Annotated in this window: 12 protein-coding genes; 8 read left to right on the top strand and 4 right to left on the bottom strand. The window is 54.3% G+C overall.

Features of this window, described 5'->3' with window-relative positions; all coding sequences use genetic code 11:
• Positions 1 to 31: 31 nt before the first annotated feature.
• The 3 genes from RE6C_RS06935 to RE6C_RS06920 form a co-directional block, all read right to left on the bottom strand.
• Positions 32 to 841 carry a recombinase family protein gene (locus tag RE6C_RS06935; RefSeq protein WP_008655112.1) on the bottom strand — a complete coding sequence of 270 codons (810 nt, stop codon included), beginning with the start codon at positions 839 to 841 and terminating at the stop codon, positions 32 to 34.
• Between the two features lie 365 nt (positions 842 to 1,206).
• Entirely contained in the window at positions 1,207 to 2,379 is a 1,173-nt protein-coding gene (locus RE6C_RS06925; protein ID WP_008655110.1) for a tyrosine-type recombinase/integrase, read from the bottom strand.
• Positions 2,380 to 2,445: 66 nt separating this feature from the next.
• Positions 2,446 to 2,706 (bottom strand): excisionase family DNA-binding protein, encoded by a 261-nt coding sequence (locus tag RE6C_RS06920; RefSeq protein ID WP_233215048.1) that lies wholly within the window; start codon positions 2,704 to 2,706, stop codon positions 2,446 to 2,448.
• Positions 2,707 to 3,148: 442 nt separating this feature from the next.
• Between RE6C_RS06920 and RE6C_RS06910 the strand changes: the two genes are divergently transcribed.
• The gene (locus tag RE6C_RS06910; RefSeq protein WP_039961414.1) at positions 3,149 to 3,409 is read left to right on the top strand and encodes a hypothetical protein; all 261 of its coding nucleotides are present in this window, start codon (positions 3,149 to 3,151) and stop codon (positions 3,407 to 3,409) included.
• Positions 3,410 to 3,536: 127 nt separating this feature from the next.
• Here the strand turns inward: RE6C_RS06910 and RE6C_RS06905 are convergent, their stop codons facing one another.
• A complete protein-coding gene (locus tag RE6C_RS06905) occupies positions 3,537 to 3,986 on the bottom strand; it encodes a MarR family winged helix-turn-helix transcriptional regulator (RefSeq protein ID WP_039961412.1) in 450 nt (149 codons plus the stop codon).
• Positions 3,987 to 4,594: 608 nt separating this feature from the next.
• On the opposite strand from RE6C_RS06905, the gene RE6C_RS06895 reads away from it, so the two are divergent.
• The 7 genes from RE6C_RS06895 to RE6C_RS06855 all read left to right on the top strand — a co-directional run.
• The gene (locus RE6C_RS06895; protein WP_008655104.1) at positions 4,595 to 9,223 is read left to right on the top strand and encodes a PVC-type heme-binding CxxCH protein; all 4,629 of its coding nucleotides are present in this window, start codon (positions 4,595 to 4,597) and stop codon (positions 9,221 to 9,223) included.
• Between the two features lie 55 nt (positions 9,224 to 9,278).
• Positions 9,279 to 10,640, top strand: coding sequence for a DUF3237 family protein (locus tag RE6C_RS06890; protein WP_236618002.1), 1,362 nt, complete (start codon positions 9,279 to 9,281; stop codon positions 10,638 to 10,640).
• Positions 10,641 to 10,716: 76 nt separating this feature from the next.
• Positions 10,717 to 12,783: an alpha/beta hydrolase-fold protein gene (locus RE6C_RS06885; protein ID WP_008655102.1), complete on the top strand. Its 2,067-nt coding sequence runs from the start codon at positions 10,717 to 10,719 to the stop codon at positions 12,781 to 12,783.
• Positions 12,784 to 12,837: 54 nt separating this feature from the next.
• Positions 12,838 to 15,138: an endo-1,4-beta-xylanase gene (locus tag RE6C_RS06880; RefSeq protein WP_008655101.1), complete on the top strand. Its 2,301-nt coding sequence runs from the start codon at positions 12,838 to 12,840 to the stop codon at positions 15,136 to 15,138.
• 155 nt (positions 15,139 to 15,293) lie between these two features.
• A complete protein-coding gene (locus tag RE6C_RS32605; RefSeq protein WP_201766871.1) occupies positions 15,294 to 19,724 on the top strand; it encodes an endo-1,4-beta-xylanase in 4,431 nt (1,476 codons plus the stop codon).
• Between the two features lie 641 nt (positions 19,725 to 20,365).
• On the top strand, positions 20,366 to 20,965 hold the full coding sequence (locus tag RE6C_RS06860) for a hypothetical protein (RefSeq protein ID WP_039961404.1): 600 nt from the start codon (positions 20,366 to 20,368) through the stop codon (positions 20,963 to 20,965).
• Between the two features lie 97 nt (positions 20,966 to 21,062).
• On the top strand, positions 21,063 to 21,663 hold a 601-nt coding region (locus RE6C_RS06855), incomplete at its 3' end, for a hypothetical protein (RefSeq protein ID WP_201766870.1).

Raw genomic sequence — 21,663 nt, 5'->3', positions numbered from 1 at the left:
AGCAAACCAAGTGGATGAAGGACGAGGTCTTTCAACGTTCCGGCTTTCTTTCCCGCTTGGGCACGACTTTGAGTCCCGTTGGCGGCAGACCGAGTTTCTGTCTCTGGGTATTTTCGTGTATCATGCGGCGAAACACTTTTCCCGTTAGCTGGGCAACGAAGAACTTGTTCTGCTTAGCTTTGAACGAGCGGGCAACTTTCGACATTCCCTGTGACGAGTCAAAGCCGTTAGCGGTTGCGAGACGCATGTTGTTCAGATTTATCAGTTGAAGAAACTGTAGCGACTCGATCTGCTCTTGATTCAGTCGGTCAAGGTCGTCGACGAACAGACGAGCGACCCGTGTTTGATCGGACTGGATCAAGTTCCCGAGCATTTGGTAGCCCGTTCGAGCGGACGTCGTCCCGCTAATCGCCGCGTCGGCGAAAACGCGGTTCCAAGGGATGAAGACCTGTTCCCGCCGCGCGATTTGCAGAACGTTGATTAGCTGTTGATCGAGCGACCGCGTATTCGAGTTGGCGTCGCTGTAGCGGATGTAGGCAGCACCAAGTTCAGGGGAGTCGGATCCGAGGGTCGCCAGAACATTCGAAGAAACGAACTGACCCGAGACGTAACTTTTCTCGAACTCGACCACCAACCGGGTGAGCGACTCCGGGTTATGCTCAGGCAGAAGCTCTCTCCCGACCAGTTCAGGCCAATGCTGAGCCTGACGCGTCAGGTAGGTGATCGTCAATTCGAGGAGGTCGGCACGATTCGGCAGTCCGCAGGGACGCTTCGATTCGTTGGGCATCGGTGCGTTGACGAAGTCCGCCAACATTGATTGAAAAGAATTGTTTTTTGACATGAGAGTTTCTTTCTGTCGGCATGGCTGAGTCGTCATTGGACGGTCGCCATGTTGAGTGGATAGTAAAAGGAAGAAGTGCGTCCTCCGAATCCTCGAAGGACGTACCAAATTGCATCGAAAATGATGTGGTCAGCTGCTGGCCTCGACGAGCCGGACGGCGGGGCGGCGTGATACGTCGCCCAAGATCACGCGAGAATGCGTGCCGGAAGCTACGGGGTTGATCTCCACAGTGGTGGCTTGCTTGTGATAAGCAAACCAAATGGATGAAGGACAAGGTCTTTCAACGTTCCCACTTTTGCTGGGCTTCTTCATCTTGTTTTCCTTGTTCGGAACGAGGGAAATTGGAATGGGTGTCACTTGATCGATTAGCGATTTTTCCTGTCCTGGCGGGGCCCGTCATATTCTCGCTTCTTGATGATCACGTAGTGTCGCATCGCTACATCGACCGTGTTGCCAAGCCAACGACAAACCTTGTGGATCGGGTGCTCCTCAGCCAAGTCGGTCAGTGCGTTCGCTCGTAGATTCTGGAAGAGCTTTGGCCATGGCTCCATCTTCAGCGACTCAATCTTGCGAAGCAGAGGTGTCCGCAAATTCAACTTCGGGCCTCGTAGTTGCCTGAACACGAAGTCATCGTGCTTTGCGTCGGCTGGCCGTACGGCCTGGAGGTAAGGAACGAGCTCAGGAAGAAGCGGGCAGATTCTGTGGCCACCACGTGAGTGGTGCTCCGTCTTGGAAGCAAAGACACGCATCGTCTCTTCATCAAAGTCGATGTCATCCCAGGTGAGGCAAGAAACCTCCGAGGGCACACGCAGCCCAGCAAACCGGGCCAACGCAAGGACCAGCTTGAACTCAGGATCGTCGAACGCATCAATCAGTTTCTGCACCGTCTCGCGAGTCACTTCGACCAGCCGATCAGGATTGTCCTGGGTTGGAATTCGAAGATCTTCGAATGGATTTTCCTCGATCAGTTTTTTCTTGACCGCGTAACGGAAAAACTGGCGAGCGTCCTTGAGCTTCTTCGATGCGGTGGCCGCGGATAGTCCACGTCCCTTGGGACCTGGCTTCTGCATCCACTGGAACCAGTCCTCCGCGTCACCAGCACTGATTTCGTGGAGAGCCTTGTCTTCGCCGAAGTACCGGACCAAGTCATCCGCGCTTTGCTTGCGATTGTTCGAGGTGCCAGGCTTCCAGCCGCCGCTTCGTCCGCCACCGCCCTTCTTGAGTTCTCGATAGTCATCAAGGAAGACTTTCAATCGCGGCAGGGTCGATGCCTGACGGGCAGCCAGGAGCCCGGCCTTGACGAGCAAGTCGTAGGTCTCGTCTTCCAGCTTCGAGAGCCAGCTATAGAGCTTCGGGCTCAAATCGGTTTGGTACTTGTTGCATTCCAGAATCTCGTCAATCCTTTGACCGAAGTCATTTGCAACGAACTTCGAAACGACACCCAGACGCAAGGTGGTTCGCTTGCCTGTATCAGGTCGATTGAAACGGAAGAGGTACGCTGTCTTGTTGTACTTTTTGTACGCAATGGGGTTTGGCATGATGCCCTTTCTAAGAAGTTGATTGGTTTAGGATTTGGATCCATTCCAGGAGCGAGCAGCCGACGGCTACGCTTCGCCCAGCAGTTGCTGGATCGAGGCTTTGGGGATCCGGGGGAGCGTGCCGATCATCACGACGTGGAGATCTCCTGATTCGACGCGACGCTTGATCGTCGACACGCTGACCTGCAACGCGTCCGCTGCTTGCTGGTACGTGAATGCGAGGGGTTCGCTTGATCGGTCGGTTTTCGGACGCCGCAGTTCAATCCGCGTTGAACGGGCGTCCAATCGTTTGGGGACGGAGATCTTTCGATTCGGAGAATCACTCATGTGCTCGCCAAAAACTTGCAATTGAGGCGACGCATCAGGTGAAAATCGAGTGGCCACGTTGACCAACTGCCCGACGTTCACCCTGGTAAATGCGTCAAGTACAAACTGAATTTGGCAAACGGCTATTCCCGATTTGTTGCACCAGGGAACAAAACGGCGGCTGAGCGAGGAAAATTTGCAGTCGATTCGGTGCACGCCCTCATCGCAGCCAGAGTGGCTCGGTGCCGCCTCAAGTCAGAAGACGCGAAGGCGACGGATCAAAACCTGATCCGCAGAGGAAGTGGAGTGATTGAGAACGACGCAACCAATCCAAGTGAGCAGCGCCCACGCTAGATCCGATGGTCGGTTGCGAAGCGAGGTCGATCGTTGGTGCACTTCCGAACTCTCCGATGTTCCCGTATGTCGCTGTCGTTGGAGACACGCCGGAAGAAGTCGCCGCGTGATGCGACAACCGAAATCACGCCAGAGTGCGTGCCGGAAATTGATGGGCGGATACGCCGCCGATGAAGAAGCCAGGCCAAAGCTCGACGAGGCTTTTCAACCTGTCCCGCTTTCTGTCCCGACTTTGCCGCAGAGCCTACTTTTTCCCGAGAAATACGGCCCTGGTCGAATCCTGTCGGGGGTACTTGCGGCGGCTTCGACGGTGCTGATCGGATTGCCGATTGGCGACGCTTGTGGCCGGGATTCTCAGCCAGGCATTTGAAACCAAGATGCTCAGCGGAACTGATCATCGATCGAGTCTCTGCTGTTCCTTTGCCCAACAGGATGTAAATTTCTGTGCCTAACATTGTGTTTAACGAAGCAACTGAGACTTCTTGCTTCGTTGCAACTTAGACGGTTGTCCTTCCGCGGCTGAGTATGTCGGGTATTCGACGAAGCAACCGAATTAGAATGTCGGCTTCTTTCGTCGTCATCGATTGATACATTTCATCACGAATCGATTGCCCGACTTCCCATAGCTTTCGAAGCTTACGTTTCCCGTTCGGCGTCAGCTTCACCGACTTGGCTCTCGAATCGGTTGGATGAGCTACTCTCCGGACAAATCCCTTCTTCTCCAAAAGCACCAACATCGCTCGGACCGTGCTTGGGTCGGATGCAATCCGGTCTGCCAGCTCTCGCTGAGTGAGCGTGCTGCTCTCGTTTAAAGCAAGCAGCAATACGAATTGATCCGCCGTCACTCCATGCGGTGCAAACCTCGCATCCGTGCTGCGGTGAAGTGCCATGTACGCAGCACGCAGGGCCAGAGGCAGTCCACGCTCTTGGTCTATCGAATCTGTCATGGTCTACGCGACTTATCCTATTCGGAATTGCTGCTGTTCCGGCCGGTCTGCGTTGGTCAGCTTCATCACAAACAAGCATATCGATCAAGTTGTCGCACAATCGAATCACCTCTCGCCGCGTGAAATACCTCCAGCTCATTGCAGTTTATCTCGACCCGCAGAAAAAACGTAGCCCGCATTCGTAACAACAGAGCGATCCTTGATGGAGCAATCAAATTGCATATCGATCCTGAAAGTAAATCGCTTGTTTGCCGCGGTTTGGCGGTTTCTTGTGCATCAACCCGAATCCACATCGCTCTGTGGCTGAACGAAATCGACAAACCCACACGAATGTGCGAAACTTTTGTTCGCGGAAACGGTTTGTGCGTACACGCACGTTTCGACGAGCGTCGCCCAACGCCAAAATGCACAAGGCCCCAATACCAACATGCGGTTCCTTAAGAAATGCAACGGGAAACGGGCTTTGCAGGAAGTAGAGTCGCTTGGTCTAGACAGCGGACCTGCCGCCGATGAAATGCATCGCATCCTCGTTCGCTCCTTGCTCGAGTGCGTTGCTTGCCGCGATCACAGGCATGCATTGACAACAATTCACACAATCGGAATATGAAATGAAGGCCGTCATTCAAACTCGACCAGCGACGATCATGTTGGTCGCTGCTCTGATCAGTTGCCCGTTCGCGTCAGCAGAAGACTCTTCTCCCTCAGGCTCCCGTGTTGCCGCAAAGCAAATTGTCTCAGTATTGATGCTTGGCGACTCTGGGTTTCATAAACCCTCCGAGTTCTACCGCCACTTAGCCGAGCCGCTTCGCGAACAAGGGATCGAGCTGCGGTACACCGAGAAGCTGGGAGATATCAGCCCGGAAAGTTTGAAGAAGTACGACGGTCTGATGATCTTCGCGAACATCGAACGCATCACGCCTGAGTCCGAATCTGCGTTGCTGGATTTCGTCAATCAGGGAGGCGGGCTGATTACCGTTCATTGCGCGTCGTTCTGCTTTTTGAATTCGCCGAAGTACATCGACTTGGTAGGTGGACAATTTCAAAGTCACGGATTCACCCGCTTTGAAACGAAGATTGTCGCGGCCGATCATCCGATCATGAATGGTCTAAATCCCATTCGATCGATGGACGAGAGTTACCGACACAGCAAACTCAACCCAGATAAGACGGTGCTGGAGACCCGCAGTAGTGAGTCGGGTCCGGTCAGCAATCCCGATGGCGAACCTTACACGTGGGTGCGAACCAGTGGTGAAGGCCGAGTGTTCTACACCGCTTGGGGACACGACCATCGCACTTGGTCCAACGTTGATTTCCAGCGGCTCATCGCTCGCGGCACGCTCTGGGCGTGCGGGGAAACGCTGACGGCGTTCGTTGGAGATGACGATTCCGATCAACCAAAGGCCGAGGCGGTCACCGCCGCCAATCGCCCGTTCTCCACGCCCGAGATGGACCCGCCATCGGTGGACGACGAAACGTTTTCAGCGACCGACGTGGGCGCAAAGATTCCCAACTACACGCCTGGCGCTCAGTGGGGAACTCAGGCCGAGCCGCTCTCAATGATGCAAGATCCGCAGCAGGCCGAAAAGTCGATCGATGCCTACGCGACACCGAAAGGATTAAACCTCGCCATTTGGGCGAAAGAGTCGGGCGAGAACTGGCCCAACCAAGAAATCGATCACGAGAAAGCTGCCGGTTTAAGAGGAAAACCGATCGCAATGAACTGGGACGAAAACGGTCGCCTTTGGGTCTGCGAAACGGTGGATTATCCGAACGAGCTCAAAGAAAAGCCGGCCGTCGGACGCGACCGAATCAAAGTCTGTGAAGACACCGACAACGATGGCCAAGCGGATAAGTTCACGGTCTTCGCCGAAAATCTAAGTATCCCCTCAACTCTCGTCTGCTACCGCGGTGGCGTGATCGTTCAAGACGGCCAGACCACCGTTTATCTCAAAGACACCGACGGCGATGGCAAGGCTGACTTTCGCCAGTCGCTGATCACCGGCTGGGCGATGGGAGACACGCACGGCGGCGTGAGCAATTTCCAGTACGCCCCCGACAATTGGATCTGGGGCATGCAGGGCTACAACAATTCACAGCCCGTCATCAACGGCGAACCGCAACAGAGATTCCGCCAAGGTTTTTGGCGATTCAAAGTGCGAGCCGGAGCTTCCGACCAGACGGCTCCCGCGTTCGCGATCGATGCTAATTCCGGTGCCGTTGCCGAGAAGACGACCAACGAATTCGACGAACACACGATTCGCGTCGATGCACTGGAGTTCATTCGTGGTACCAACAACAACACTTGGGGACTTGGTTTCAGCGAAGAAGGATACGTCTTCGGTTCAACCGCCAACGGTTGCCCTAGCGTTCACATGCCGATCCCCAACCGCTACTACGATCAAGTCGGGGGTTGGTCGCCGGAAACTCTGGGGCCCATTTCGGAGAACTTCCGATTCAACCCGATCGACGACAAAATTCGCCAGGTTGATTACCACGGTGGCTACACCGCCGCTTGTGGATCAGCGATTTATACCGCACGAAACTATCCGCAAACGTGGTGGAACCGTATCCAAATGGTCTGCGGTCCGACGGGACACTTGGTGGGTTCATTCGTTCTGGAAAAAGACGGTGCAAACTATCGCAGCCGAAATGCGTTCAACACGGTCGCGAGCATCGACGATTGGTCCGCTCCGATCATGTCCGAGGTTGGTCCGGACGGCAATGTTTGGGTGCTCGATTGGTACAACTACATTGTCCAGCACAACCCGACGCCCAACGGATTCCAGACCGGCAAGGGTGCTGCCTACGAAAGTGACTTGAGAGACAAACGGTTTGCACGTGTGTATCGATTGCTTGCGGACGAGTCCGGCAGTCCTTCGCCGTCGCGCACCATGGAACTTGCCAGTGCAAGCAACGAAGATCTCGTCGAAGCATTAAAGAGCGATAATTTCTTCTGGCGTCGTGCTGCCCAGCGTTTGTTGGTCGAGCGAGAAGCCACGAATGAATCGACTCTGAAAGCTCTGGTTGCTTTGGTCAATCGCGAAGAAGTCGACGAGATCGGCTTGAATCCCGCCGCAATGCACGCGATTTGGACGCTTTCGGGTTTAGCGGAATCAGACAGTGTGGCCGCAGCCGAGTCGCTCGCTGCCGCTTGCAAATCCGGCTTCGAGCACGTTTCCAGCCCAGTGCGAAACGCAGCGGTCGGCTTCTGTCACGAAGATCAGCTCGCCCAAGCAATTGAAGCTGGCCTGCAAAAGGATGTCGACCCAAAAGTCCGTTTGACGGTGTTGCTTCGCGTCGCCGAGGGGAATGCGCAAAATGCGATCGACGGTGATGGTCTCGCCGGCCTACTGCCTTCGATCCAAACGGATGACGTTTTGCTAGATGCATGGACGTCAGCCGCTTCCACCGATCCGACTTCGGCCATCGTCGCGATCACAAAGATGGATCAAGCGAGCTTGGACGCGATCACCCAACGCGTCTCGGTGCTGGCAGAACACCTCGCACGCAATCGTCCGACTGCGGAACAAATTGGTCAACTACTTCTGATCGATCCGAATTCGTCTTTGGCGGTAACGGTTTGGGAAGGTCTTGCCAATGGCTGGCCAAGAGATCTGACGATCAGCCTGCCGGAAGCATCGCAAATGTTGGTTCGTGATCGGTTCCTTGCTGACGACACCTCCGTGGAAAGCAAAGCTGCCATTCTTGCCGTCGCTGACAGATGGTCCGTCGAGAACCTGAACGAGATCGTCGGCGAAATCCAAGATGAATTGCTGACGACCGCGATGGATTCGGGCGCCGAGGCAGACGCCCGGTTGAGCGCGTGGGACCAGTCGATCCGACTCGCCCCGAATAGTCCGAAAATTTTGGACGCCGCGGAGGAATTTTTCACGCCCCAGCTTTCGCCGGAAACGGGTGTCGAGGCACTTCGCTCCCTTCAAACCGCCCGAACCGAAGGGTTGACCGGAACGCTTTTGGAATTGCGGACATCGCTGGGGCCGAAGCTTGGAAGCCAGATTCTCACACTGCTACTTTCGCGAGCGGAGAGCACCGAAGACCTACTCAACGCGATCGCTGAGGGCCAAGTGCAGTTCAACGATTTGCAATTGGATCAACGTCAGGCTCTGTTGAATCATCCAACCGATTCTATCGCCGCTCGCGCGAAGAAGCTCATGGAGTCACGCGGCGCCATGGTGACTTCCAATCGGCAAAGTTTGGTTGATCAGTGGATGCCGGTAACCCAGCAAGAAGGCGAAGTCACCAACGGAATCGCCATGTTCAAAAAGCATTGCGCCGCCTGTCACATCCACGGTGAGATGGGAAACGAGATCGGCCCCAATCTGACGGGAATGTCGGTGCACCCCAAGGAAGAGATCCTGATCAATGTTCTTGATCCATCGCGGAGCGTTGAGAACAACTTCCGCACCTATCAAATCCTGACCGTCGACGGAAACGTCTTATCGGGAATGCTTGCGGGTGAGTCGGCCAATTCGCTGCGTATCATCGACACGCAGGGCAAGGAAAAATTGGTCCTTCGTGAAGACATCGAAGAAATGACATCGTCGGCCAAATCGCTGATGCCCGAGGGGTTTGAAAGTGCAATGACGAAAGCCGAGATGGCTGACTTGTTGTCATTCCTGGCAAAGCGAGGCACGCACGCACCACTGAGTATTTCAAGTGTGGCAACCATCAACGGCAGCAATGGCTTGCCCGGTTTCCGCGGTCGTCCCGGAGACAAGTTTGAACTCGATTCCTACGGTCGAGTGGAAGTCGAAGGCATCCCCTTCGAGCTGATCGACCCACAGGGAGATCGCATCGCCAACATCATTGGCTTGCAGCAAGCTTCACCACGAAGACCAAGCACATTGCCGGAATCGGTCAGCATTGATTGTTCTGGAAATGTCGAAGCGATCCATTTGCTCGGCGGCGTCGCCTGGGCGGCTTACCCGAGGTTCAAGGACGAAACGACCAGCATGATCGTGCGTCGGCACTACGGCGATGGCACGAGAAGTGACTACGAACTGATCAATGGCAAGCACATCGTGACCTATCAGGCGGGTGAAGACGTGCCTGAGTCGACATCAGCCATAAAAGCCAACGGCAAACAAGTTCGCTACCTGAAAATCCCCGCCGAATCCGACAAGGAGCTGACAAAAATCGAGTTCCTCAAAGGCGGTGATTTTTCGATCCCACTTGTGTTCGCCGTTACCGTCGAGTTCGCGGGCGGCGGCCACTGATTCGATGGCGAAATTCCGGAGCGAACCACTTTATAGCGACTGCTAGGATGACTCGATGCTAAAACTCCCCACCTTTCTGCTTGCGTTTGTTGCGTGCGTGCTTCCTAGCTTGAATGCTCAGGAACTCGCTGACGTTGCCGGGAAAACCGAGCTGAAAGGTAAACGAGTTTTCTACGCGTCGCACAGCCTGATGTGGTATGTGCCTGACCAATTGCAAGAATTGGCAACGGCACAGGGAATCAAAGACCATTGGCTGGTTGGTTTGCAAAAGATCGGCGCGTCGAGGACGTTGCAGCACTGGCAGTTGCCCGAAGATACGAATCAAGCCAAGAAAGCTCTCAAGCGAGGCGATGTCGACGTCTTCGTGATGTCACCTATTCATTTTCCTGATGAAGGCGTCGAGAACTTCATCCAGTTGGGTTTGAAGCACAATCCACAGATGCGATTTCTTATCCAACTGTCTTGGGGTGGTGGGGACATCGACAACCAGGACTTCCCGGAAGGGGCTTGGGAAGTTCCCGATCGCAACAAGACGCCCGAGCAACTTGCTCAAATGAACATTCGCAACATCCGCGCGGGAGAGACTCAAGTCGATGCGTTGAATGAGAAATATGGAAATGGCAAGGACATTGTCTTTCTCATTCCAACGTCTCAAGCCGCCGCCGAATTGCGCTCACGGATCTTTAAGAACGAAGTGCCGGGACTGGAGAAGCAAGACGAGCTATTCGTTGACCCGGCTCATCCGTCGGCTCCGCTAGAAGCGTTGAACACTTATCTGCACTTTGCGGTGTTGTACCAGCATAGCCCCGTTGGTTTGCCCGCCACACAAGAGCTCAATCAAGCCGATCGGCCGCTGTGGAATGGGGCGTTTGCCAGAACACTTCAAGAAATCGCCTGGCAGACAGCACAACAATATCCGCGATCGGGGCTTTCCAAAATCGACGAGGAAAAAGAATCAACGGCTCTCGATGCACCCGAGCCCACTGACTATCCAGCACTCGAATTTGTTTACACCGCCGACATCAAAATAGGCGAAGCACTCGATTTTGGTGAGGTCGCCGCCGGGAAACGGCGGATCATTCCGATCGTGGGTGGGAAGTTTCGAGGTCCGGATATCCAGGGCGTAGTGGTTCCCGGTGGCGTAGACTGGAATCTCTCCCGCAGCGATGGAGCGACTGAAGCGGATGCGACGTATTTTCTCCGCACGGACGACGGAGTCTTGATTCGAGTCTCCAATTTCGGTGTCGGTGCCCCGCCGTCTGGCTTGCGTTTTACGACCCCTCGATTCGTTGCACCTGTAGGCAAATACGATTGGCTTAACCAGTCGACATTCGTCGGTACCTTGGATGTCGACTGGAATCGCGAGTCTCCGATTCGACTGCGCGTCTTTCGCGTTCGCGTTCAGGAATCACCTTAGCCATTCGCATTGGCTGAAAGCCTGTATCAAAAAACTCCTCCTCTTCTTCTCCAAGTATCTGACAAGCAAGGTCGAAATGATGAAACGAATATTGGTATTGTTCGCGTTGTGTCTGCTTCAGGCTGTGCAAGCGCCAGCACAAGACGACGCAAATCCTGAGCGACCCCGCCGCGGACGCGGTGGATTTGGAGGACCAATCGAACTCGGTCCCGACGACAAGCAAACTTATCCGGACCCTGCGGACGACATCGTCAAAGAACGTGAGGATGTGCCGCATGGCAAACTGGAAATGATCGAGTACGAGTCGAAAACGGTCGGCACAACTCGAAAGATGAATGTTTACACTCCGCCTGGCTACTCAGATGAAAAGGAGTACCCGGTGCTGTATCTGTTGCACGGCATCGGTGGTGACGAAACCGAATGGCAACGATTTGCGACTCCCGACGTGCTGTTTGACAACCTAGTCGCCGATGGCAAGGCAGTCCCCATGATCGTGGTGATGCCCAACGGGCGTGCTCAGAAAAACGATCGCGCTGAAGGCAATGTCATGGCAAGTGCGCCTGCCTTCACTGTGTTCGAAAGAGACTTGCTTGACGACGTGATCCCCGCCATCGAATCACGATACTCGGTGAAGACAGAACGTTCGCATCGGGCATTGGCAGGTCTATCAATGGGTGGTGGTCAATCACTGAACTTTGGCCTAACGAACCTGGACACGTTCGCTTGGGTTGGAGGCTTTTCGTCGGCGCCGAACACCAAGGCGTCTGAGGAGTTGATTTCGGAGCCGGAGAAAACCAAAGAGCAACTGGAACTGCTCTACTTGTCCTGCGGAAACAAAGACGGCTTGATCCGAATCAGTCAGCGGATGCAACGATACTTAAAAGAGAACAACATCCCACACGTCTGGAACGTCGACTCTTACGGACACGATCCAACTCACTGGCGAAACAATCTGTACCACTTCGCTCAAATGCTGTTCCATGACGATTCGGCAAGCTCGACCACGGACGAAGAGCCAGCGACCAAAGCGGAGGAAATGCCATCGGAAAATGATAGCGCCGGCAACAACATCCCCGATGGAATCAAAGACGACTTCCAGTCGGCACCGACCAACCAAGCCGGCAAGGACTATCCGCAAGTCAACTCCCAAGGCCGCATCAAGTTCCGTGTCGTCGCGCCGGAAGCAAAGAGCGTGGCAACAACTTTTCGCGATAGCACTGAGTTCGTCAAAGGTGATGACGGAGCGTGGATTGGCTACTCACGTCCGTTAGATGAAGGATTTCACTACTACGAATTGATCATCGACGGTGCTCACGTACCGGATCCGAATAGCAAATACTTTTTCGGCGCGATGCGTTGGGGCAGTGGGATCGAAATTCCGGCACATGACCGCGACTTCTACGCACTCAAAAACGTGCCACACGGTCAAGTTCGCGAGATCTATTTTCATTCAGAAAGTACGGACTCTGAACGACGCGTTTTTGTCTACACGCCGCCCGGCTACGACAGCAGCCAAGAAGAACGCTATCCGGTACTGTACCTCCAACACGGCTGGGGTGAGAACGAGTACGGTTGGAGCGCCCAAGGTCACGCCGGTTTGATCATGGACAATCTGATCGCCGAAGGGAAAGCGAAACCGTTCCTCATCGTGATGACCTACGGGATGACGAATGAAATTCGCATGGGAGGCCTCCGCAACTTCGATATCAAAGATTTCGAGACCGTCCTTGTTGACGAACTCGTTCCCCATATTGATAAGAACTTCCGCACCCTGACCGATCAGCCCAATCGCGCGATGGCGGGCCTGTCGATGGGCAGCATGGAAACCAAGTCGATCACTCTTCGCAACCTCGACAAGTTCTCTCACATCGGATTGTTCAGTGGAGCAACGATTGGAAAGGAAGACGTTGAGAACACCGATGGCTTCAAAGACAAAGTCGATCTGGTCTTTGTCAGCTACGGGAGCAAAGAAGTCGCGGGCGGGCGGAGGCGCCGCGGTGGCGACCCCGCCGAATCCGTCGAGCAATTGAGAGAAATGGGGATCGACGCCCACTACTACCTCTCACCGGAAACTGCTCATGAATGGCAGTCTTGGCGCCGCAGCCTGAAAGAATTCGCTCCGCTTTTGTTTCAATCGGAGTAGATCATTTCGCCAAGCGATTCCATTCACTTCCAAACCCAACACGGATTTTGTCGCATGTTTCCCAAAACGCTTTCTTGCTTTTGTTGCCTGGCCCTGTCCGCCACGTTCACGCCGGCTCAAGAGCCGACGCAAAATTCGGAAGTCTTGACAGGCACATGGCACTGCCAATTTGAATCACAATTCGGATTGCAAACGTACCACTTTCACATCGCAATCAATGACGCTGGCGACGCGACATTGAAAGGAGAAGTGGACGCTCGCGACGAAGAGCGAAAGGTTGACTTCGTCGATGTGAATGTCGACAAAGACTCGATCTCATTCGCGGAGGTTCTTCAGTTTGGCGAGCGAGAGTTTCGCATCGAGTACAACGGCGAACTTAAGGGAAAGAGCCTTGCGATCACTCGGTCGTTTGGGCAAAGGGGCGGCCAGGATTCACTCGCCACCCGCGATCTTCCCAAGCCCCCGCCGAAAGAAGATCCCGCCCCGGTGGTCGATGTCAAAATCGATCGCGTCGTTAGAAATGCGTTCAAGAATTCATTTTTGGTCGGAATGGCGGGAGACCTACCGTCTCGCTATTCAGAAAAGGAACTGGAGCTGGCCGCGGAGCATTTTGCTGCCATCACTCCCGAGAATTGCATGAAGCCCGAGCGAGTTCATCCAAGCGAAAATCGCTGGGATTTCGAGCGGACCGATGCTTTGGTGCAGTGGGCTCAGAAGAACGAAATGACCATCCACGGCCACACTTTGGTTTGGCATGCTCAAACTCCAGATTGGTTTTTCGACGGCCGCGATCCCGAGAAGATCAAGCGACGCATGAAGGAACACATTGACACCCTTGCCGGGCGTTACAAAGGAAAGTTGCAGAGCTGGGACGTGGTCAATGAAGCGATCGACGACGGCGGTGACTCGGAAACGGCGAAGACCGAGAATCTCCGAAACTCAAATTGGTTACAAACGCTCGGTCCAGGGTTTCTCACGTTGGCGTTCAAGTTCGCCCGAGAGGCCGATCCCGATGCCGTCTTGTATTACAACGACTACAACATCGAATCGGGCCCCAAGCACGCCAGTTCGATGGTGCTTCTCAAGCGACTGATCGACGACGGTGCACCGATCGACGCGGTTGGCATCCAAGGGCATTGGCGTAGCGGACGCGTTCCCTTTGAGGACATCGAGAAGGCCATCACCGACTATGCGTCTTTGGGGCTGAAAGTCAGTATCACCGAACTCGATGTTACCATTCGCGGTGAGTCCGGCGGTCAATTCGGCAGGCGTCGCTTTCGAAGCAGTGCGCCGCCTTCGGTCGAAGACTTGAACACACAAGCCGAAGACTACGCCAAGCTGTTTGCCATCTTCAAGAAACACGAAGACGCCATTGAACGCATTACGTTTTGGGGCTTGAACGATCGACGCACCTGGCGATGGGGGCAGCACCCGCTGCTCTTCGACAGCAACAACAATCCCAAACCGGCCTACGCGAGCATTGTCGCATTAACGGGAAAAGACAACTCCGAGGAAGTCCCCGAGTCACCGAAGAAGGTGGAGATCGAAGACGGCGGCCAGGGCCCTTATTCGGCAATCGTTACGGAATCACCCACGCTGGCTGGCATGACGATCTACCGCCCCGACGATCTCGCCGCGTTTGGAAACGAGCAAAAACTTCCTGTGCTTCTTTGGGGCAATGGAGCGTGTGCAAACACTACGGAGGAGCACAAAAACTTTCTCAATGAAATTGCATCGCACGGATACATCGTGCTCGGCATCGGGCCACTCGATCAACTAAAGCAGCGAGATGAGTCATCGCGTCAGCGGACGAATGCTTCTCAACTGATTGCTGCCTTGGATTGGATCATCGCACAGAACACGAAAGACGACAGCCTTTACTTTGGAAAGATCGACACGACCAAAGTCGCCGCGATGGGGATGTCGTGTGGTGGATTACAAGCCATCGAAATCTCAGGCGATCCACGAATCACGACGACGGTTGTTTGCAACAGCGGCGTTCTACCGGGACTTTCTCCGATGCCAGCCATGCCGAATCTAACCAAGGAAGACCTCAAGAATTTCCATGCCCCGGTCTTGTACATCATGGGTGGTCCATCCGACATCGCTTACAAGAACGCGATGGACGATTTCTCGCGAGTCGAGCACGTACCCCTCGTGATGACGAACCTAGATGTCGGTCATGGAGGCACCTACCGTCGACCGCACGGCGGCGAGTATTCCCCGGTAGCGATCGCTTGGCTCGACTGGCAACTCAAAGAAAAGCAGGATGCAGCGAAAATGTTTGTTGGTGAGAATAGTCAACTTGCGAACGACGACGCATGGACGATCGAAACAAAGAATTTCGACGAATAACCTCGTTCACGATGACAATGCGACTAACTTTCCTAGGCATCCGCTTGAATTCTAGAGATGACTGACGGCGCGACAATCAACGCACAATTGACTGGTTGGCATTCCAATGACGAGGGCTTGCCAATTTCAAAGCCAACACGACAAGGAACAAAGACGTGAATCTACGTTTGTTAATGCTGGGTTTTTGCTTCATTGGCAATTGGGCCATCGGTCAGGAGACGATGCATCAGGTTACCGTTGACTCGACAACCAACGGCTCCATCTCCATCGAGCCACCCTTGCCTGAAGACGGTCGTGTACCCGCGGGGACAAAGCTCAAACTGACGGCGACTCCATCGGATGACTATGCCGTCGATTCGGTCTACTACTCAGTCCCAGGACGATGGGGAGCCATGTATCACGAGTCGCTGACGGGAGAGTTTGAGGTCGTCGTCGATCAAGACAAACACCTTGGTGCGTCGTTCATCAAATCAGACGAAGTGGACCACGTCCAAGTCACGCACAACGTCGTCTACGCTCAACCCGGCAAAAAGCCGCTGAAGTATGACGTCTATTCGCCGACGGACGCCAAACGCTTGCCGATCATTGTGATCATTCACGGCGGTGGGTGGTCCACCAATGACGAAGACATCATGAGAGGCTTGGCACGCGAATTGACCAAGGGAGGTAAATTCGTGGTTGCGAGCCTGGATTATCGCTGGATCGGCGATGCCGATGGCGACGACGCCCCCAACTCGATGGCGGATCTGATCGAAGACGTTTTTGGTGGAATCGCTCACATTGTTGAGCACGCGGAATCCTACGGTGGCGATCCGAATCGTGTGGGAGTGACCGGTGATAGTGCTGGAGGGCACCTCAGCGCGGCGGCTTCGTTGTTGATCGACCGAATTGGCGATGGCGGATTCGGTGTCGAACCAGGAGTTTTCCAGTTCAAGCCCATCTACTTACCTGACGGCAAAACTTCGGTTGATATTCGACAACAGTTAAGCACCTCGATCAGGGCTGCCGCACCTAGCTATGGAGTTTTTTCCAGCGAGGGTTTAGGGCGATTTGTACAAGATCTTGGTGATCAGGCGAGCGAGGCCGTGGCTCCTCAAGACAACATTCCTCAAGCGAGTACGCGAAAGGTTCCGCAGTACCTGCTGCGAGGAACGAATGACTTTTTGATTCGGCATGAAGGCGTTGAAGCTTTCGTTCAGACGCTGGAAGCCAAAAGTCAGGAAGCCATCTACGAACAAGTCGATGGAGCCGGCCACGCGTTCTTTGATTGGAAGCCAAACGAACAAGTCAAAGCAACGTTCGACAAATATGGGGTTCCCTACGCCAAGAAGATGCGAGACTTCTTTGAAGAATACCTGTACGGTGCCCAAGACACGTCCGCGTCGGCTCAGGAGTCGAAGCCCGTTGTTTTCACGACTCAGCAAGATCACCAAGACATGCTCGATCAGTTGGGCATTACCAAGCTGCGTCCTGGGCGCAATAGCGACGCCAATGCCCCCAACGGAGCCAATTACGACGAAGCCCAAGCGAATCCTTACCCACAATTGCCGGAAGTTCTCGTCACGACCGCGGGCGAAGAAGTCACGACGCCTGAGCAGTGGAATGAAACGCGAAGGCCGGAGCTAGTCCGTATGCTTGAAACGCACTTGTACGGTCGGATTCCTGTAACTGTCCCGGACGTAAAATGGGAAGTCGTTGAAACGCGCGAAGTTGAAGCCGGTGGCAAGCCTGCGATCCAAAAGCACATCATTGGTAAGGTCGACAATACCGCTTGCCCCGAGATCGAAGTCAACATTTCGATGTCACTGACGCTTCCCAGAGACGCGAAAGGAAGCGTGCCAGTGCTGATAACGTTTGGCTGGACTCCGTTTGACCCAAATCCATTCGCACGTTTCATTCAGCATGACGGCGACGACGGACCTCGACCGCCATCGAAACGCGACCTTTTGATTGCTGCAGGCTGGGGCTGTGCAATGATCAACCCGTCGACGATTCAAGAGGATGTCGGTGGATGGCAAAGCCGGCGTTTTCAACCAGAGGACGCCGAACCGGCCGGTGTGGGCCTGACTCGCGGGATTATCGGTCTGACGAACCTTGGTCAGCCGCGTCAGCCCGATCAGTGGGGCTCGCTGCGAGCGTGGGGCTGGGGGGCCTCGCGTGCGCTGGATTACTTCGAACAAGTTCCTGAGGTGGATGCAACCCGAGTCGGAATCGCGGGCGTCTCGCGTTACGGCAAAGCGGCTTTGGTGACGATGGCGTTCGACGAACGATTCGCTATGGGGCTGATTGCTTCCTCGGGTGCCGGCGGAACGGCGCTGCATCGTCGCAACTTTGGCGAGAGCCTCGAAAACCTCGCCAGCTCGGGAGCCTACCACTGGATGTGCGGGAACTATCTGCAGTATGCGGCCGAGGAGTCGTCGTTTGGACGCAAAACCCCTGGCGACTTGCCCGTCGATTCCCACATGATGCTGGCCCTTTGTGCTCCGCGGCTGACCTTCATCAGCCATGGCATTCCCGAGCGAGGCGACGCCCATTGGCTAGACCATCAGGGCAGCTTCATGGCCGCCGTCGCTGCCCAACCGGTCTATCGACTGCTCGGAGCGAAGGACCTCGGTCGCAGCGACGACTACTTGAACGAGCAAATGCCAGAAGTGAATGTCGACCTGCTCGATGGAGCAGTGGCGTGGCGACAACATGATGGCGGTCACACCGACGGGCCGAATGTCGAGCATTTCATCCGCTGGGCCAAATCGCAGTGGGCAACGAAACCGCGGGTCGAAAAGCCACAGGCAGGCGTCGACGACACAACTAAGCGTTCGTTGAAAGAAGCCGTGGGAGATCGTTTTAAGTTGGGGGTCGGCGTTAGTCATCGCATCCTTACCAATGAAGGCGATGCCGCATTGATCCGCAAGCATTTCAGCATTCTGACGCCCGAAAACTGCATGAAGCCGCAAGGCATTCACCCTGCTGAGGACGAGTGGAACTTTGATGCCACGGATGGTTTCATTGACTTCGCTCGCGAAAATCGACTTGAAGTTGTTGGCCATTGTCTCGTTTGGGCCAAAGACGATCGCACCGATCCGTGGATGATGGAAGAAGACAATCGGCCCGTTTCACGCCAGTCATTGCTCCGCCGGATTGAAACGCACGTAAAAACCGTTGTCAGTCGATACGGTGACGCCGTCACGATGTGGGACGTTGTCAACGAAGCGATCGGAGACACGGACGGTGATCTGCTTCGCGAATCCGTCTACTCACGAACAACAGGGATCGACTTCATCGTCACGGCGTTCAAGGCAGCACGTGCCGCCGCCCCTGATGCGTTGTTGATATACAACGACTACAACGGCCACAAACCCGGCAAGCGCGAAAAGCTGATCGAGCTGCTCACCAAGCTCAAAGCCGCTGGTGCTCCCGTCGATGCTTACGGCATGCAAGGACATTTTGAACTCGGCGACGATTCCCTGCCACAACTTCGCGAAACGTTTGACGCGCTGCGCGATCTGGGGCTGAAGGTGGTCGTGTCGGAACTCGACATCGATGTCGTCAAACGGGGCCGCTGGTGGGCTGAAGACGGAAAGTACCGTGACGAACTCAAGTCTTTTGATCCCTACAAAGACGGACTGCCGGCCGAAATTGAACAACAAACAATTGACCAGTACGTTGCTTTATTTCAGCTCTTTGACGAATACAGCGACGTGATTGCTCGTGTGTCGTTTTGGAATCTGCACGACGGCCAAAGCTGGCTCAATTACTTTCCGTGGGATCGGACGAATTATCCGCTGCTGTTCGACCGTGACCGCCAGCCGAAGCCAGCCTTCGATGCTGTCTACGAATTGCTCAACGAAAGAGAATCGAAAAACTCAAACAAAACCAGTTCTCATGATCCTTGGCGTCCCGACGATGAAAACTCGCGGGAAGCACACAGGCAGCTCGCTGCCAAGACAAAACAGGGAAAAATCGATGTCTACTTCCAGGGTGATTCGATCACCCGACGCTGGGCCGCGACGGACTATCCCAAACTACTGTCGCATTGGAAAAAATCTTTTCATGGCTGGAACGCGGCCAACTTCGCATGGGGAGGCGACAACACGCACCACATACTGTGGCGCATGCAAAACGGAGAACTCGATGGAGTTTCGCCGAAGGTTCTTTGTCTGCAGGCGGGAGCCAACAACCTGCCTTGGGTGGGCCCGGCCAATCAGTCCCACGTCGAAGACGTCGTGGAGGGGATCCAGGCAATCATCGGTGAGTTCCGCGGTCGATTTCCCGACGTGCCAATTGTTCTGACTGCGATGTTTCCTCGTGATCAAAACCCAGCGCTAGTCGACGCTATCGATGCCGTCAATCAAAAATTACAGGCGATCAGCGAGGCCGACGAACGAATACACTGGATCAACATCAATAAAAAACTGATCGACTCGGAAGGTAAGTTATTGCCGAATGTTTCATCCGATGGCATCCATTTAGAAGAAGCCGGCTATCAAGTATGGGCTGCCGCATTACGTCCCGCCTTGACACAAATCTTGGGACCGGCATCTCAGATCGATCACGCCCCACCGCCAACCGGAAACCCGGGACTCTGACTCCTTTCGACATCCACAAAGTCTCTGAATAGATCGTCTCCTCCGCTTGGCTTCACCAATGGATCCGGCCGCCCCGTGTGCAAACAAGTCGGACAGAATCAGAGAACTTCATCGGCAACTCCTGCTTGAACGGCATGCTTTGATGCGATTGCCGTTGCACGTGATCGGGCCAGTGAAAACGCGAGCGCAAAAGCGATTGCTTGTCAATTCTCGTCCGCAGACTTGAATCTGGTCGATGGTGGCATAATTGCCCCGAGCCAACGGTGCGGTTTTGGCCGCAAACTACAATCAGTAGCGTCCGCAAGCTCGCGTTTGCGGATGGAACCAACAGAAGAGAACCGGTTTCGAAATGAGTGCCGCTCCATCCAAAAGTCAGAGTGATTGATAGGATCGCAAGCGGAAATACCCGGACAATCGATCAGGACTGCCGCCGGCAGTCGGCACAAACGTCAAGATGAGCAAAGTTGCCCTGCTCGTCTGACCTGATCCAAAAAGATTCCCTTCCATTTCATGCTCCGTGAACATTTCGGGGTTAGCGTTCTCTGTCGCCAAAATTGACTGAGGGGTAATGGCTGCGGAATACACCGCATCCTGATTGGGGCCGGCGACGTCGCTACTAGTTGAAAGACAGTGGATCTAAAATGGGCAATTTCACATTCATTCGTGCCGCAAGTCGGTTAGCGATACCGATATGGGCTGCCGCCCTGTTGTTGGTGTCAGCAAGTCTCATGGTAGGACATTGGGTCAACCTGCCACATCCCGAAATCGGGCAAGACTTCGAATACGCGTCCCAAGTCAGCAACGTCGCTCACTCGGATCGCCAGGTGTTCGCCTTCCATTTCTTATATGGCGACTGCCCTTGTTCTCGCCGCGTCCTCAAGCATGTCATAAAGAGGAAGCCAGTTGACGATGCGGTCGAGCGAGTCGTCCTGATCGGCGAGGACAAGGCAATGGAAGATTTAGCATTAACGCAGGGATACCAAGTTGACGTTGTCACTCCCATCAAACTCAAAGAAAAGTACGGCGTCGAATCAGCACCTTTATTGATAGTCACAAACAATGCAGGCGAGATCAAATACTCCGGCGGCTATACGTCTCGCAAAAGAGGCCTGGACATCCAAGACCATCAGATAATCCAAGATACGCTTGAGGGCAATGAGGTTGCCGGACTCCCGTTATACGGGTGTGCGGTTTCAAAAAGCCTAAAAGCAATTGTAGATCCGCTAAACATCAAATACTGAAACGAATCGGGGGCATAAAGAAATGATCCAGTCGACACTGCAATACTTGAAATTGCCGCACGTCACTTCGGAATTCGAAGAAACGTATTTGGAGCGAATGAACAAGATCGCTGCTTGTTTCTTCATCTTGCATTTACCCGTCTTTGTCGCGATTGCGTACCTAAATGACACCGGTCCGTTGATGGCGTTTGTGCTGACATCGGCGGTGCTATTCGGGCCACTGCTCGCGATGAAAACATGGAGCTCCAAAAGAGCAATTTCGACGGTGATGGGCATCGCCGCCATGTTCATGGGTGGACTTCTCGTGCACTTTGGGCAGGGCCCCGTGCAGATTGAGATGCATTTCTACTTCTTCGTGCTCATCGCTTTGCTGGCGGTTTTTGCCAACCCAATGGTAATTGTTGCCGCTGCCGTGACTGCGGCCCTACACCATGCCTTGCTATGGATGCTGCTTCCTTCGAGCATTTTCAACTATGAAGCACCATTCTGGGTTGTAGCAATACACGCCGCCTTCGTGGTGCTTGAGTCGATTGCTGCATGCTTCATCGCTCGCAGTTTCTTCGACAATGTCATTGGACTAGAAAAGAAGGTGGCTCAACGCACAGCCGAAGTAGAGGCTCGCAATAACGACATGCGAATGATTCTCAACTCGGTAAAACAAGGATTCTTTACGATCACGAATACAGGAGTCATCTCAG

The organism is Rhodopirellula europaea 6C (genome assembly GCF_000338295.1).
Lineage (GTDB): Bacteria > Planctomycetota > Planctomycetia > Pirellulales > Pirellulaceae > Rhodopirellula > Rhodopirellula europaea.
The sequence above is the reverse complement of the archived record's forward strand: the minus strand, read 5'-3'. Positions and strand labels throughout refer to the sequence as shown.